We start from the raw sequence: 14739 nt of genomic DNA, 5'->3' as shown, positions 1-14739 counted from the left end.
CCCCATTGCGCATCATACATCAGATGCGCGGCGCCTCGAGCTCAGAGGAAGCTGCCCTTGCCGCTGGTCACCTCGGCGTAGCGGTGAACACGCACCGACTGGACCAGGCCGAAGCCGATCATCACGGTCAGCATGACGGTGCCGCCATAGCTCAACATGGGCATGGGCACGCCCACGACCGGCGCCAGCCCCATGACCATCGCCCCGTTGATCAGCATGTAGACGGTGAAGGTGGCGGTGACGCCAGCCGCCGCCAGCCGGCCGAAATGGCTGTGGCTGACATAGGCGGTCCGCAACGCCATGAAGATCGCCGCGGCGTAGAGGACGAGCACCGAGACGCAGCCCACGAACCCGAACTCCTCGGCGAGGGCGGCGAAGATGAAATCGGTCTGCTTCTCGGGCAGGAAGTTGAGCTGGCTCTGCGAGCCCAGGCCATACCCCTTGCCCAGCACGCCGCCCGACCCCAGGGCGATCATCGACTGGAGGATGTGGTAGCCCGAGCCCGAGGGATCGCTCTCGGGGTTGAGGAAGGTCATCACCCGCTGCCGCTGGTAGTCGTGCATCACGACCATCACGAACGGCGGCACGATCGCCAGGAACAGGGCCACCCCGGCCCCGATGACCTTCCACGACAGGCCGGCCAGCACCACGATCGCCACGCCGGTCATGAGGATGAGCATGGCGGTGCCCAGGTCGGGCTGGTGCGCCACCAGCAGCACCGGCAGGGCGATCATCCCCGCCGGGATCAGCAGCCACCACGACAGCCGCGCCTTCTCGGCCGAAGCGCCGTGATAGAGGCGCGCCAGCGCCAGCACGATGCCCAGCTTCATCACCTCGGACGGCTGGAAGCTGAACCCGCCGATGGAGAGCCATCGCTGCGCGCCCAGGCGCACGTCGCCGGCCACCTCCACCGCCACCAGCAGCAGAAGGCCCACGGCGTAGAGCGGATAGGCGATGGCGAACCAGACGCGGATGTCGATCATCGCCAGGGCCAGCATCATCAGAAGGCAGATCCCGAAGCGCGAGGCGTGGTTCCAGGCCCAAGGCTGCCAGGACGACCCCGCGATCGAGAACAGCATCAGCGAACCCGCGCCGGCGATCAGGCAGAGCACCAGCACGAACAGCCAGTCGATCTCGGACAGCTTGACGACCAGGCGGTCGCGTTCGCCGGGCCGCGTGAGGGCCGAGACGGTCATGTGGGCCGCCCTTGCGACGGAGGGGCCGGCGCGGAGGTGGGTATCGGCTCGCCGTCGGGCGTCAGCAGCGTCGGCGGATCGGGCAGCATGTCCAGCTCGGGATCGGGCGTCATCTGGGGCATCGGCAGCGGTTTCTGCACGCGGGCCAGGATCTCGGGGTCCTTCAGCAGGGCCGTGCGCATGATCTCGCGCGCGCGGGGCGCGGCGGCGGTGGAGCCGCCCATGCCGTGCTGCACGATGACAGCGAGCGCATAGCGGGGCTCGTCGATCGGCGCGAACGCCACGAACAGGCCGTGGTCGCGCAGCCGCCAGGGACCGCCCTTTCCGCGATGGCCGCCCTTGTCGTAGTTGCGTACCTGGGCTGTCCCCGTCTTGCCGGCCATCGTGATGTCGCCGAGGCCGAGCTGGCTGGCGCGCCAGGCGGTGCCGCCCACATCGGTTACGGCGGCCATGCCCCGGCGGACATACTGGATGTGCTCGGCTTCGAACGGCAGGTCGGCGACGTCCGAGCCGCGGGGCCGTTCGCGGCCGCCCACCGACAGCACGAGGCGGGGGTTCAGGGCCTTCTGCGCATTGGCCAGCCGCGCGGTCATGACGGCGAGCTGCAGGCAGTTCACCTGCAGGTAGCCCTGGCCGATCGCATACGAGAGGTTCTCGCCCGGCCACCATTCGGACTGCGCGGGATTCTTGGCGAAATAGCTCTTCTTCCAGGCCCGGTCCGGGACCGTTCCCTTCTTCTGGCCGGGGATGCCGATGTCGAACACCTGGCCCAGGCCGAACGCGCGCGCCGCCTCCGCGATGCGGTCGGGACCGACCCGCAGCGACATGGCGTAGAAATAGGTGTCGCAGGAGTTCTTGATGGCGTCGTGCAGGTTCTGCGAGCCGTGCCCGCCGCGCTTGTGGCAGTGGAAGAAGCGGCCGCCGAAGTTCATCCCGCCGCCGCAGCCCACCCGCTCCTCTGGGCTGATCCCGGCGTTCAGGATCGCCAGCGCCGTCATCATCTTGAAGGTGGAGCCCGGCGGGTAGAGGCCCGACAGGCATTTGTCGAGCAGCGGGCGTCGCTCGTAGTTCGCCAGCGCCCCATACTCGCCCCCGGTCAGGCCGCGGACGAAACGATTGGCGTCGAACGACGGGGCCGAGGCCATGCACAGAATGTCGCCGGTGCGGCAGTCCATCATCACCGCGCCGCCGCTCTCCTCGCCGAACACCTCCAGCGCGCGGTTCTGGATATCGACGTCCAGGGTGAGCTGGATCTCCTCGCCGGGGATGGCGGCGATGTCGCCGCCGTCATCGTGGCCCACCTCGCGGCCGTTGGCGTCCACCTCGACCTTGCGCGCGCCCGGCCGGCCCCGAAGCTCGAGGTCGAAGGCCTTCTCCACCCCCTGCTTCCCGATCCGGAAACTGGGATGCATCATGATCGGGTCGGCGTTGGGGCCGGTGGCGGTGATGTCCTCGCGGTTCACCTTGGCCACGTAGCCGATCACGTGGGCGAAAGCGCCGCCGTGCGGATAGACCCGCACCTCGCCCATGTCGGCGGTCACGCCCGGCAGTTCGGGCGCGCGGATGTTGATGGCGGAGAACTGCTCCCAGCTCATGTCCTCCATCACCGAGACCGGCGCGCGGCGGGGGGCGCTGTTGACGTCGCGCAGCAGCCGGCGCTGGCGAGCGTCGGTCAGGGGCACGAACTCGGCCAGGGTCTTGATGGTGGCCTCGGTGTCGAGACCCGTGTCACGCGCCACCAGCAGGCGGAAGTTGGGACGGTTGGCCGCCAGGACAGCGCCGTTGCGGTCCACGATCACCCCCCGCGGCGCCGGCGCGAGTTTGAAGTTGAACTGGTTCGACGTGGCCAGCTTCTCGAACCGTTCGGTCTGGTAGAGCTGGAGATAGGCCAGCCGCGCGGTGAGCGCTCCGATCCCCAGCCCGGCGCAGGCCCCCAGCAGGATGGAGCGCCGATGGAACACGCCCTGCCGTTCGTTGACCTCCTCGAAGAAGATGGCGGGTTGGGTCATCCTCCTACGCTCCTCGCGGAGCTACGGAGGACGAGCACCTGGGGATGAAGCCTGCGGAGCCTTGGCGAAGTAGGGTCATGAGCCTGTCACCGGAACCGGACGTCGGCGTCCTCGAACCGGTCGATCAACCGGTGCGCGAACGGATAGAGAATGACGGTGGCGAGAAATTGCCAACCCACACTTATGGGATCGGGCGCCACCTGGGTCTCCAGCATGGTGATCAGATAGCCCGACCCGAGGGCCATGCCCGTGGCGGCGGCGTACCATGCCCACATGATGAGCTGGCTCTGGCCCGCCAGCATGCCCCGGCCGCCCAGCACCAGGCCGTAGGGCAGCAGCAGGCAGACCGCCCAGAAGCCCGCCGGCGTCCCCCACAGCATGTCGAGGAACAGGCCCAGCAGCAGCGCGGCGGGGGGGGCCAGCATGGCCGGCCGGATCACCGCCCAGGCGAACACGACCGGCATGGCGAACAGCGGCTCGGGCAGCGACAGGCCCCAGAAGCGCAGCGGCAGGGCGAACACGAAGGTCACCGCCATGACCTGCAGCATCGGCACGCCCAGCCAGCGCCAGGGCGGCAGGCCGCGGGCCGCGCTTCCGGTCATCGCCCGCCCCCCGTCATCGCCCGCCTCCGGGAGACGGCGCGGCCTTGGCGGGAGGCGTCGCCCCGTTGGACGCCGGCGGAGCGGCGGGGGCCGAAGCGCCGGCCTTGGGCGCAGGCGTCGCGGCCTTCGGGGGCGGCGCGACCAGCCTGGGCGGGGGCGGCAAGGTCTCGGCGCCGGGCGTGGGCGGCGGCGCGCCCGACGGCGTCAGGTTCTGGGTCCGCGCGAGCTGGGTGAAGTCTTCGAACAGCAGGATGCGCACATAGTCGACCGGCGCCTTGTCCGCGGCCAGGGCCACCCGCCAGCGACCGTCCAGCCCGCGAACCGCCACCCCCACCGGCAGGCCGCGCGGCAGGAGGCCGCCGTCGCCCGAGGTGAGGATCACGTCGCCCTCGCGCACCGCCGCCGAGCCGCGCAGGTATTCGAGCCGCGGATTGGGGCCGCCGTCGCCGGTCAGGATGGCCCGGGAATTGGTCCGGTCGATCATCACCGGCGTGCGCGACGCCGGATCGGTCAGCAGCAGCACGCGGCTGACGCCCTGGCCGGCGCCCACCACCCGGCCGATCAGGCCGTTCTCGCTCATCACGGGATTCCCGGGCTTGATCCCCCGCTCGGTCCCCGCGTTGGCCAGGCGGGACTGCGCGAACGGCCCCCGGCTGTCGGTCACCACGCGCGCGCTCGCCATCGGGATCGGCGGATCGGTCTTCAGGCCCAGGATGGCGCGATAGCGTTCGTTGGTGTCCTGGAGCGAGACGGCGATCTCCTGCCAGCGGCGCGCCTTCTCCAGTTCCTCGCGCAGCCGGCGGTTCTCGGAGACGGCGAAGAAGTAGCCGCGCACGCCTTCCACACCCTGGCCCGTCAGTCGCCCCGGCGCCGAGGCGATCTCGCCCACGGGCGCCAGGACGCGATCGGACAAGGTGCGGGGATTGCCGTACTCGTCCGTGTCGAACGCCTCGCGCCGATCCGACAGAAGCGCCGCCACGGCGACGATCAGCACCACGATGAAGGCGATCCCCGCCGTCCAGGTCAGCGGGACCTTCAGTTCGCCGAGCGGGTTGTCCCTCAAGGGCATCCAGGTTCGCCCCTACCGCCCTTGCGGCGCGGCCCTTACGCCAGGGTGGATTCCAGCACGCCCTTCATCCACTTGGGATGCTCGAGCACCTTGCCGCAGCCCAGGGCCACGCACGAGAGCGGGTCGTCGGCCACGGTCACCGGTAGGCCGGTGTGGTCGCGGATCTCGGCGTCCAGGCCGCGCAGCAGCGCGCCGCCGCCCGTCAGCATGATGCCCTTGTCGGCGATGTCGGAGGCCAGCTCAGGCGGCGTGGCCTCCAGCGCCATCTTCACGGCGTCGACGATCTGGCCGACCGGCTCGGACAAGGCGTCGGACGCCTGCTTCTCGCTGATCCGCACCTCGCGCGGCACGCCCTGCATCAGGTCGCGGCCCTTGACCTCGATGGAGAGGCCTTCGCCGTCGGCCGGGGCGCGGGCGGTGCCGATCTCCTTCTTGATCCGCTCGGCCGTGGTCTCGCCGATCAGGAGGTTATGGTTGCGGCGCATGTAGCTGATGATCGCCTCGTCCATCTTGTCGCCGCCCACGCGGACCGAGCGCGAATAGACGATGCCCGAAAGCGAAAGGACGGCCACCTCGGTGGTGCCGCCGCCGATGTCGACCACCATCGAGCCGGTGGGCTCGTGGATCGGCAGGCCCGCCCCTATGGCGGCGGCCATCGGCTCGTCGATCAGGCCCACGCGGCGGCCGCCGGCGTTGAGGCAGGAATCGTTGATGGCGCGGCGCTCCACCGCGGTGGCGCCCGACGGCACGCACACGATCACCTTGGGGTTCACGAAGCCCTTGCGGTTGTGAACCTTGCGGATGAAGTACTTGATCATCTCCTCGGCGACTTCGAAGTCGGCGATAACCCCGTCGCGCATGGGGCGGATGGCCTCCATGTGGCCCGGCGTGCGGCCCAGCATCTGCTTGGCCTCTATGCCCACGGCGTGGACCACCTTGCGGCCGCCGACGTTGCGTAGCGCCACGACCGAGGGCTCGTTCAGCACGATGCCCTTGCCTTTCATGTAGATCAGGGTGTTGGCGGTGCCGAGGTCGATGGCGATGTCGTTCGAGATGGCGCCGAAGAGAGACGAGATCATGCAGGGCCCTGGAGCAAGGGGGCGAAGGGGGCGGACCGACAGAGGTGGCCAAAGCCGGCGCGACTGACCGCCGAGGATGCGGCGAGTCGGTGCGCTTTGTCTGGCGGGCTTTCAGCGTCCCTCTGCCCTGACGAATTGGGCATTTCAAGGCTTAAAGAGAGGTATGAGGATTCGCGCCGCGCGCGAGCCGAAGAACCTTGTTTCGCCGTGGAATCGCCCGATTTCCGTCGCAGCCCGCGAATGACCCGGTCTACCGCGCGTTGAGCAGGGGAATGGTGATCCTCCGCTCCAGGCGCAGGAAGCTGAGCACGACCGCGAAACCGAAGGCCGCGAGCAGGGCCGCCATGGCGTGGGCGCGGTCCCATTCCAGGGACTCCACAGCCTTGAAGATCTCGATCGACAGCACGTTCGTCTCGCCCGGAATACCGCCGCCGATCATCAGGACGACGCCGAACTCGCCGATGGTGTGGGCGAAGGTGAGGATGGCCGCCACCACATAGCCGGGAACCGAGAGCGGCAGCGCGACGCGGACGAAGGTGGCCCAGCGCGAAGCGCCGAGCGTGGCGGCCGCGTCCAGGTTTTCGTCGCCCACGGCCTGGAAGGCGTTGCGCAGCGGCTGCACCGCGAACGGCAGGGAATAGAAGATCGAACCGATCACCAGGCCCTCGAAGGTGAACGCCAGGGTGTGGACGCCCAGCGCCTGGAGCGGCGCCATCAAGGGGCTGTTCGGCCCCAGCGCGATCAGCAGGTAGAAGCCCAGCACCGTCGGCGGCAGCACGATCGGCAGTGCGACCAGGGCGCCCACGACCTCCGAGAACCACCCGCGCCGGCGCGCCAGCCACCAGGCGAGCGGCGTCGACAGCGCCAGCAGGATGGCCGTGGTGACGGCCGCCAGCCGCAAGGTCAGCAGGACAACGTCCAGGAAAGGCGTCACGGGACCTCGTAGCCGTAGCGCCGGATGATCGCCTTGGCCTCGGCGCTCTTCAGGAAGGTCATGAAGGCCTGGGCCGCCGAGTTGCCCGCGCCGCGCTTCAGCAGCACCGCCTGCTGGTCGATCGGCGTGTGCAGGGCGGCGGGCACGACCCAACGCGACCCGCCCTTCGCCGTCGTGACCTGAGACAGCGCCACGAAGCCCAGCTCGGCCGCGCCGGTGTCCACGAACTGATAGGTCTGGGCGATGGAGGTCCCCTGCACCAGTTTCGGCGCGAGCTGCGCGCGCAGCCCCAGCCGGTCCAGGGTCTCGACGGCGGCCAGGCCATAGGGCGCGGTCTTGGGGTCGGCCATCGCCAGCTTGCGGAAGCGGCCCGTCCGCAGCACCGCGCCGCGCCCGTCCACCAGGCCCGACGTCTTCGAATAGAGCACCAGCCGGCCGACGGCGTAGGTGAAGCGGCTCCCCGGCTGGGCCAGCCCCTCGGCCTCGGCCTTCTCGGGCCGCTCGCGGTCGGCCGAGAGGAAGACCTCGAACGGCGCCCCGTTGGCGATCTGGGCGTAGAACTGACCCGACGAGCCGAAGCTCAGCACCGCGTCGTGCCCGGTTCGAGCCTTGAACCGCGTGGCGATCTCGCGCGCCGGCTCCGTGAAGTTGGCGGCCACCGCCACCATCGCCCGGCCTGCGGCAGCCTGGCCTGGGACAGCCTGGGCCGCGACAGCTTGGCCCGCGTGCGCCGACGCCGCCGGGATCACGCCCGTGATGATTGCAAGCAGCAATGCGCGGCGTCGCATGACGGCGGGGTCTCCATTCGTTATGTAGCGAATCTACATAACGACGACGAGGGCGGCGATGACTTTGAGAATCCTTCTGCTGGGCTCCACCCTAGCCCTGGCCGCGGGCGTGGCCCAGGCTGACGTAGTCCGGGCGGCCGATACCGAGGTCTACGACCTGGGCGAGCTGGTCGTCACCGCCCAGAGTCGTTCGGGCGAGGCCATCGGCGGCGCTGTGATCTCGGGCGAGACCTTGCGCAACTACGCCAAGTTCTCGGTCGACCAAGCCCTCTCCCTCGTGCCGGGAACGAACGCCTCCAACACCGGCGGCTCGCGCAACGAGCGGGTGATCTTCGTCCGCGGCTTCGACCGGTTCCAGACCACGCTCTCGATCGACGGCGTCCGCGTCTTCCTGCCGGCGGACAACCGGATCGACTTCGCCCGCTTCCTCACCGCTGACCTGGCGCAGGTGCAGATCTCCAAGGGCTATGTCTCGGTGCTCGACGGGCCGGGCGGCCTGGGCGGAGCCATCAACCTGGTCACGGTGAAGCCGACGCGCGCCTTCGAGGCCGACCTCCAGGGCTCGGTCTTCGCCAACCGCCGGCTGAGCGGCGAGGCCGGGGTGCTCTCCGGCCGCATCGGCGGCGTCAGCGGAGACTTCTACTGGCAGGCCTCGGGCGCCTGGTCCGACCGCGATCACTTCACCCTCTCGAAGAAATTCGACGCCACCCCGCTCGAGGACGGCGGCGTGCGGGCCAACTCAGGCTCGGAAGACTGGCGGATCAACCTGAAGGCGGGCTGGCGGCCCAACGAGACCGACGAATATTCGATCAACTACACGCGCAGCGAGGGCGAGAAGAACGCCCCCTACAGCGTCAGCGACGCCGCCAACACGCGCTTCTGGAGCTGGCCCTACTGGAACACCGACAGCCTCGCACTGCTCACCCGCACCCGGCTGACCGACGACCTCACGCTGCGTACGCGGCTCTACCGCAACACCTTCGACAACCTGCTGTCGGCCTTCGACAGCGCCACCCAGGCCACCCAGAGCCTGCCGCGCGCCTTCAATTCCTACTACAAGGACAATGCGGTCGGCGGGAACATCGCGCTCGACTGGGCGATCAGCGACACCAGCCAGCTCAAAGGCGTCTTCTACGCCCGCCGCGACGTCCACCACGAGCGGCAGGAGGGCTTCACCCGCGTCCCGCCCTCGGGAAGCCCGTCCGCCAACGCCCCCTACGTCGAGCCGCGCCAGACCAACGACGAGTACACCTACTCTGTGGCCGGCGAGTACACGACAGCCCTGAGCGAGGGCCTGGAGCTGGTGGTCGGCGCCTCGTACGACTGGACCGACCTGCGGGTCGCCAACGACGTCAACGTCCAGGTCACGGGCACGACGATCCAGAACAGCGTCATCAGCTTCCTGCCCGTGACCTATCCCAAGCGGAACAACGAGGCGCTGAACGCCCAGGCGGCCCTGCTCTGGAAGCTGGACGACACCACCCGCCTGCACGCCAGCGTCTCCAGCCGCGCCCGCTTTCCCACGGTGTTCGAACGCTTCAGCTCGCGCTTCGGCACGGCCGTCCCGAACCCCGACGTGAAGGAGGAGCACGCCACCAGCTTCGAGCTGGGCGCCGAGTTCGAGCCCGCGCCGGACGTGCGGCTGACCGGGGCGGTGTTCTATTCCGACCTCAAGGACGCCCTGATCCAGATCCCGGTCAACGTCCCGGGCTTCGGCAACATCAACCAGACCAAGAACGCCGCCGACGGCGAATACTACGGCGCCGAGGCCAGCGTGGCGGCGCAGCTCTCCGACACCCTCGACGCCGGCGGCAACGTCACCTGGTTGCACCGCAAGCTGACCGACCCCACGAACCCCGCCTTCCGGCCCCAGGGCGTCCCCGACTGGAAGGCGTTCCTCTATGCGAACTGGCGGCCGATCCCGCGGCTGACCCTGCGGCCGAACGTCGAGTACGCCAGCCAGCGGTGGACGGTGACCACCCAGGCCCCCGTCGCGTGGTACAAGACCGGCAGCTATTTCCTGGTGAACCTCTCCGCCGACGTCGAGGTCGCCGACAATGTGACCGCGACCCTGGCCGTGCAGAACCTGGGCGACCAGGACTACCAGCTCACGGACGGGTTCCCCGAGGCGGGCCGCTCGTTCTATGCCACCATCCGGGCGAGGTTCTGACGGAGGCCCCAATGCCGGACGACGGCCTGAGCGCGACCCTGACCCTTCGGCGGGGGGCGCTGGCGCGCGTGGGCCTGGAGCGGGTCGCCCTCGTCGAGGCCGTCGCCGAACTGGGCTCGATTAGCGCCGCGGCGAAGCGGCTCGGCCTGAGCTACAAGGGCGCGTGGGACGTCGTCCAGGCCCTGAACAACCTGTTCGACACGCCCCTGATCGAGGCCGCGCCCGGGGGCCGCAGCGGCGGGGCGGCGACGGTCACGCCCCGCGGCCGCGCGGTCGTCACGGCCTTCCGGCGGGTGCAGACGGAACTGGACGCCGCGCTCGCCAAGCTGGACTCTGCCCTGGGCGGCGAACCCGCCCACGACCTGTTCTGGAGCCTCGGCATGAAGACCAGCGCCCGCAACGCGCTCCGCGGCGTCGTCAGCGAGATCACCCCCGGCGCCGTCAGCGGCGAGGTGACCCTGACCCTGGCCGATGGCGTGGCCATCACAGCGGTCCTCACCCGGCGCAGCATCGAGGAACTGGAGCTGGCGGTCGGAAAGCCGGCCATCGCCCTCATCAAGGCCAGCTTCATCGTGCTCGCCACCGGCGGGAGCCTTCGCACCTCGGCCCGCAATCAGATCCCCGGCGCCGTGGCCTGGCGCGAGGACGGCGCCGTCAATACCGAGGTCGGCCTCGACATCGGCGGCGGCAAGACCCTGGTGGCGACCGTCACCCTGGAGAGCGCCCAGGCCCTGGACCTCAAGTCCGGCGACGCGGTGACCGCGCTCGTCAAGGCGCCGCACGTGATCCTGGCGGTGGAGTAGCGTCGCCCCTCGCGTTATGTAGTTTTACCACACAACGCTCCGGAGGGACCTTTGCGCCAGACCCAAGCCCTTGCCGCGCTCACAGCACTGTTCGCCGCGTCCCTCCCGATCGCTCCGAGCGCGCTGGCCCAGACACCGACGACGCCTGGGGAGGAGACGGCCTGCTCAGCCGTCGCCGCCCCGCCGGCCGAGCTGTCGGGCTGGGGTCACGCCATGCCGCTCGCGGCCGCCGGCGCGGCCGAGAACCTCGACGCCGCCCGGCTCACCCTGGGCCATGCCGCGGCGGCCACCCTGCCCCGCACGCCCGAGGTGACCTACGCCCTCCGCCCCGAGAAGCCCGGCGGCTCGGTCAGCTACGGCGGCCTCTTCGCCTTCGACGTCCCGAAGGCCGGAACCTACATCGTGGCGTTGTCCACCGGCGCCTGGATCGACGTCGTACGCGACGGAAAGGCGGTGGAATCGACCGCGCACGGCCGCGGTCCCGCCTGCACCGGAATCCGCAAGATGGTGACCTTCCCGCTGGAACCGGGCCGCCACGTGATCCAGATCGCGGCGAACGGCGCGCCCGACCTCTCGATCCTGGTGGCCGAGCGGCCCTGACGACCGGACCACCATGAAGCGCGCGGTCCTGTTCCTGGCCCTCGCCGCGGCCGCCCTGTTCACGGTGGCCGCGACGACGCCGAAGGGCCTTGAGTCCGGCGCCTTCGACTGGCGCCTGCCGGCCGGCGTCGCGCCGCCCCCCGTCCCGGCCGACAACCCGATGAGCGCGGCCAAGGTCGAGCTGGGCCGCCGGCTGTTCTACGAGGCCGACCTGTCGATCGACGGGACCATGTCGTGCGCCACCTGCCACGAGCAGAAGCGCGGCTTCACCGACTCCAACCGCACACGGCCTGGCGTCCACGGCGACCCTGGTCGCCGCAACATCATGACCCTGGCCGGCGTCGGCTACTTCCGCACCCTGACCTGGGCCGACCGGCGGGAGACCGGACTGGAGCGGCAGGTCCGCGTCCCGCTCTTCGGCCAGACCCCCGTCGAGATGGGCATGGCCGGCCAGGAGGCCGAACTGGCCCGTCGCCTGAGCCAGGACGCCTGCTATCGCCAGATGTTCCGCGACGCTTTCCCGGAGGCAGACGGCCGTATCGACGTCGAGACCGTCAGCAAGGCGCTGGCCGCCTTCCAGCGCACGCTGCTGGCCTTCGACACGCCCTACGACCGGGGCGTGATGAGCGCCCAGGCCCGGGCCGGCGAGCGCCTGTTCCGCAGTCGCCGGCTGGGCTGCGCCGGCTGCCATGCCGGCCCGCATTTCACCGACGCCGCGACATCGGACGACGCCTACCATCGCCTGCCGGGCGCGGCGTCGGCCGACCGGGGGCTGGCGGAGAGCACGGGCCGCGACGCGGATACGGGGCGCTTCCGCACACCCGGCCTGCGCAACGTCGCCGCCTCGGCTCCCTACCTGCACGACGGCTCGGCCGCGACGCTGCCGGACGCCATCGCCCGCCACTACGCGCCCGGCGACCGGGCCGCCCCCTCGCCTGCTGACACCGCGCGCCTCGGCGCCTTCCTGGAAGCCCTGACCGACGAGGGCTTCCTGCGCGACCCGCGCCACGCCCTGCCCCGCACCGCCTGCGGCCGCCCGCTCTGAACGCCCGCCTGGCCTGAAAGTCCGGTCTTGCCGCTCGGCCTCCCCCTCGGCCTTGCTCGGGGACACCCCGAGGCGCTATGCGCTCGCCCATACGGCGAGGGAGCGAGATGAGCGACAGCGAGGAATTCGTCTACGACGAGGCCAGCGGCGAGTGGGTCAGCGCCGCCGAGGCCGCCACCCGGACGGGGCCGGCCGCCGTCGAGGTGCGGGATTCCGTAGGCAACCTGCTGGCCGACGGCGACGCCGTCACCCTGATCAAGGATCTCAAGGTCAAGGGCGCCGGCCAGACCCTGAAGCGCGGGACGATGATCCGCTCGATCCGCCTGACCGGCGACCCCCAGGAGATCGACGGCCGCCACGAGACCATCAAGGGCCTCGTCCTGCGCGCGGAATTCGTGAAGAAGGTCTGAGGCCGCCCGTCAGCGCAGCATCAACGCCTCGACCGTCGCCGTGACCTGGCCGCCGCTCTCCTTGGCCCCACCGCCGACAGCGTAGACGCGACCGCCGATCCCCACGCCCGCCAGGCCGTGGCGGGGCGTGGCCATGTCGGGGCCGGCCGTCCATCGGTCTGTCTCGGGATCGTAGGACCAGGTGTTCGCGATCACGCCCGGCCCGCCCTCGCCGCCGAAGACGTAGAGCTTCCCGTCCGCCGCCGCCGCGGCCAGGCCGCCTGCCGCGCGCGGCATGGGGCGCAGGGTGGTCCAGCGGTCGGTCTTCGGGTCGTAGGCGTCGAGCTGCGCAGAATTGCCCTCGCCCACGCGCCGGCCGCCGACGAGATAGAACAGGCCGCCGATCCCGGCGCCGGCCGCGCTGTTGCGGGCCAGGGGGCATGGTCGCGCCGTCTCCCACCGGCCGGCGCGGGCGTCGAACACCTGATGGGCGTCGATGTCGCCCTGGTCGTTCCATTCCAGGTTCCGCTCGCCCTTCGGCGCGCGGCCGCTGGCGATGTGGATGCGCTCGCCCAGGGCGACCGCGACGGTCTCGCACTGAAGCCTCGGCATCGGCGGCAGCGGCCGCCAGGCCTTCCCTTCCAGGACCAGCGCCTCGGGAACGGCCATCCAGCCCCCCTCCGCCACTCCATAGCCGCCGAAGACGTGGACGCGGTCGCGCGCGGTCGCCAGAACCGGATGGTGGCGCGGGAACGGCAGCTTCGGCCCTTCGCGCCAGGTGTCCGTCGTCGGGCTGTAGATCCCGACGCGATCCTCGGGATTGATTCCCGCGCGCACGCCCTCGGCGCTCTTCTGGATTCCCGGCGACATGCCGCCGGCGATCACCACCTGGCCCCGCCAGACCGTCCCGTAGACCTCCTGAACGGTCCAGGGGACAGGCGCGCACGACCGCCAGCGCGCGGTAGCGTCCGGAGCGGCGCTGGCGGTGGCCGGAGCGAGGCCGGCGGCCATCGCGGCGAGCATGGTGCGGCGGTCGATCATTCCGACATGCCAACCCGTGCGAGCGATCCGGTCAAGGCGGGCGTCTGCAACGTCAGCCGAGGGCTGTCAGCACCACGCCGACGCTGGTCAGCACCCCGCCGATCCACTGCCGCGCACTGGGCGTCTCGCGGAACAGCCGCCGCCCCACGGCGGCGGCGATGGGCGCCTCGATCACCCCCACGGCCCGCACGGGCCCTGCCGGCGCCAGCGCCAGCGCCCCGAACCAGCAGGCCGAGGCCGCCGAGCCGAAGAAGCCCGCGCCCAGCGACGGCCGCCACGACGTCGCGACCGCCCTCAGCGCCCGGCGGTCGTACAGCGCCAGGATCGTGGTCAGGAGCGCCGACTGGAACGCCTGGGCGCAGACCAGGGCCGCCATCGCCGAATAGATCGGATGCTCTGCGTCCAGGGCCAGGCCGGCCTGACGATAGCCGTTCAGCGCCACGCCGAAGGCCGCGCCGGACGCCAGCCCCAGGAGCGCCCCCGCCAGCCCGCCGCGGACATCCTCGCGGCGGGGCCACGACAGGACGAAGAGACCGGCCGTCGCCACCCCTACGCCGATCCAGGCCGCGCCGCTCAGCCGGTCGCCCAGGACCGCCAGCCCCATGAGCGCGCCCAGCGGCAGCGACGACTGCTGCATCACCGTCGCCACCGCGAAACCCGACCGGCGCATGGCCAGAAGCAGCAGGCCGGTAGCGGCCATCTGGGCCAGGGCGCCGATCACCACCGCGACGGTGAACCGCCACGAGACCTCGGGCGAGGCCTCCGGCGTCAGCGCCACGGCGACGGCGAACATCACGATCGCGAACGGCAGGCCGAACAGGAAGCGGACCAGGGTCGCGCCCCATGGCCCGGCGTCGCCCACCAACCCACGCTGCAACGCATTGCGCGTCACCTGCAACGGCGCCGCGGCCGCGGTGAGAAGTATCCAGAGCATGAGGGGCTCCACGCCCTCCCCTCAATGGGGAGGGACAGGCCGCGAAGCGGCCAGGGTGGGGAGGTGTGGGCCGGAGCGCC

Annotated in this window: 14 protein-coding genes; 5 read left to right on the top strand and 9 right to left on the bottom strand. The window is 70.8% G+C overall.

Going from position 1 to position 14739, the window contains the following annotated elements:
• Window positions 1–41 precede the first annotated feature (41 nt).
• The 7 genes from rodA to modA all read right to left on the bottom strand — a co-directional run bounded on the left by rodA (window position 42) and on the right by modA (window position 7677).
• Entirely contained in the window at window positions 42–1196 is a 1155-nt protein-coding gene (gene rodA, locus WG212_RS09595; protein WP_337186868.1) for a rod shape-determining protein RodA, read from the bottom strand.
• Window positions 1193–3205 (bottom strand): penicillin-binding protein 2, encoded by a 2013-nt coding sequence (gene mrdA / locus WG212_RS09590; protein ID WP_337186867.1) that lies wholly within the window; start codon window positions 3203–3205, stop codon window positions 1193–1195. The genes rodA and mrdA overlap by 4 nt, the downstream gene beginning before the upstream one ends.
• Window positions 3206–3291: 86 nt before the next feature.
• Window positions 3292–3807 carry a hypothetical protein gene (locus WG212_RS09585; RefSeq protein WP_337186866.1) on the bottom strand — a complete coding sequence of 172 codons (516 nt, stop codon included), beginning with the start codon at window positions 3805–3807 and terminating at the stop codon, window positions 3292–3294.
• A 13-nt stretch (window positions 3808–3820) separates the two neighbouring features.
• Complete coding sequence (mreC, locus tag WG212_RS09580) at window positions 3821–4876, bottom strand: rod shape-determining protein MreC (protein WP_337186865.1); 1056 nt, start codon at window positions 4874–4876, stop codon at window positions 3821–3823.
• 35 nt (window positions 4877–4911) lie between these two features.
• Window positions 4912–5955, bottom strand: coding sequence for a rod shape-determining protein (locus tag WG212_RS09575; RefSeq protein WP_012522835.1), 1044 nt, complete (start codon window positions 5953–5955; stop codon window positions 4912–4914).
• 250 nt (window positions 5956–6205) lie between these two features.
• A complete protein-coding gene (modB, locus tag WG212_RS09570) occupies window positions 6206–6889 on the bottom strand; it encodes a molybdate ABC transporter permease subunit (RefSeq protein WP_337186864.1) in 684 nt (227 codons plus the stop codon).
• The gene (modA, locus tag WG212_RS09565) at window positions 6886–7677 is read right to left on the bottom strand and encodes a molybdate ABC transporter substrate-binding protein (RefSeq protein ID WP_337186863.1); all 792 of its coding nucleotides are present in this window, start codon (window positions 7675–7677) and stop codon (window positions 6886–6888) included. Before modA ends, modB begins: the two co-directional genes overlap by 4 nt.
• A 58-nt stretch (window positions 7678–7735) precedes the next feature.
• Between modA and WG212_RS09560 the strand changes: the two genes are divergently transcribed.
• From WG212_RS09560 to WG212_RS09540, 5 genes are all read left to right on the top strand, one after another.
• Window positions 7736–9847, top strand: coding sequence for a TonB-dependent receptor (locus tag WG212_RS09560; RefSeq protein WP_337186862.1), 2112 nt, complete (start codon window positions 7736–7738; stop codon window positions 9845–9847).
• An 11-nt stretch (window positions 9848–9858) separates the two neighbouring features.
• Window positions 9859–10650: a TOBE domain-containing protein gene (locus WG212_RS09555; RefSeq protein ID WP_337186861.1), complete on the top strand. Its 792-nt coding sequence runs from the start codon at window positions 9859–9861 to the stop codon at window positions 10648–10650.
• A gap of 51 nt (window positions 10651–10701) precedes the next feature.
• Window positions 10702–11250: a homogentisate 1,2-dioxygenase gene (locus tag WG212_RS09550; protein WP_337186860.1), complete on the top strand. Its 549-nt coding sequence runs from the start codon at window positions 10702–10704 to the stop codon at window positions 11248–11250.
• A 13-nt stretch (window positions 11251–11263) separates the two neighbouring features.
• Window positions 11264–12295, top strand: a complete 1032-nt coding sequence (locus WG212_RS09545) for a cytochrome c peroxidase (protein WP_337186859.1) — start codon at window positions 11264–11266, stop codon at window positions 12293–12295.
• A 203-nt stretch (window positions 12296–12498) separates the two neighbouring features.
• Window positions 12499–12705 carry an alkylphosphonate utilization protein gene (locus tag WG212_RS09540; RefSeq protein WP_337186960.1) on the top strand — a complete coding sequence of 69 codons (207 nt, stop codon included), beginning with the start codon at window positions 12499–12501 and terminating at the stop codon, window positions 12703–12705.
• 9 nt (window positions 12706–12714) lie between these two features.
• On the opposite strand, the gene WG212_RS09535 is transcribed toward WG212_RS09540, so the two are convergent.
• The gene (locus WG212_RS09535) at window positions 12715–13725 is read right to left on the bottom strand and encodes a kelch repeat-containing protein (protein ID WP_337186858.1); all 1011 of its coding nucleotides are present in this window, start codon (window positions 13723–13725) and stop codon (window positions 12715–12717) included.
• Between the two features lie 52 nt (window positions 13726–13777).
• Window positions 13778–14659: a DMT family transporter gene (locus WG212_RS09530; protein WP_337186857.1), complete on the bottom strand. Its 882-nt coding sequence runs from the start codon at window positions 14657–14659 to the stop codon at window positions 13778–13780.
• Window positions 14660–14739 lie beyond the last annotated feature (80 nt).

Source organism: Phenylobacterium sp. (assembly GCF_037189685.1).
Lineage (GTDB): Bacteria > Pseudomonadota > Alphaproteobacteria > Caulobacterales > Caulobacteraceae > Phenylobacterium.
Note: the sequence above shows the minus strand (reverse complement) of the source record. Positions and strands in the feature narration are given on the sequence as shown.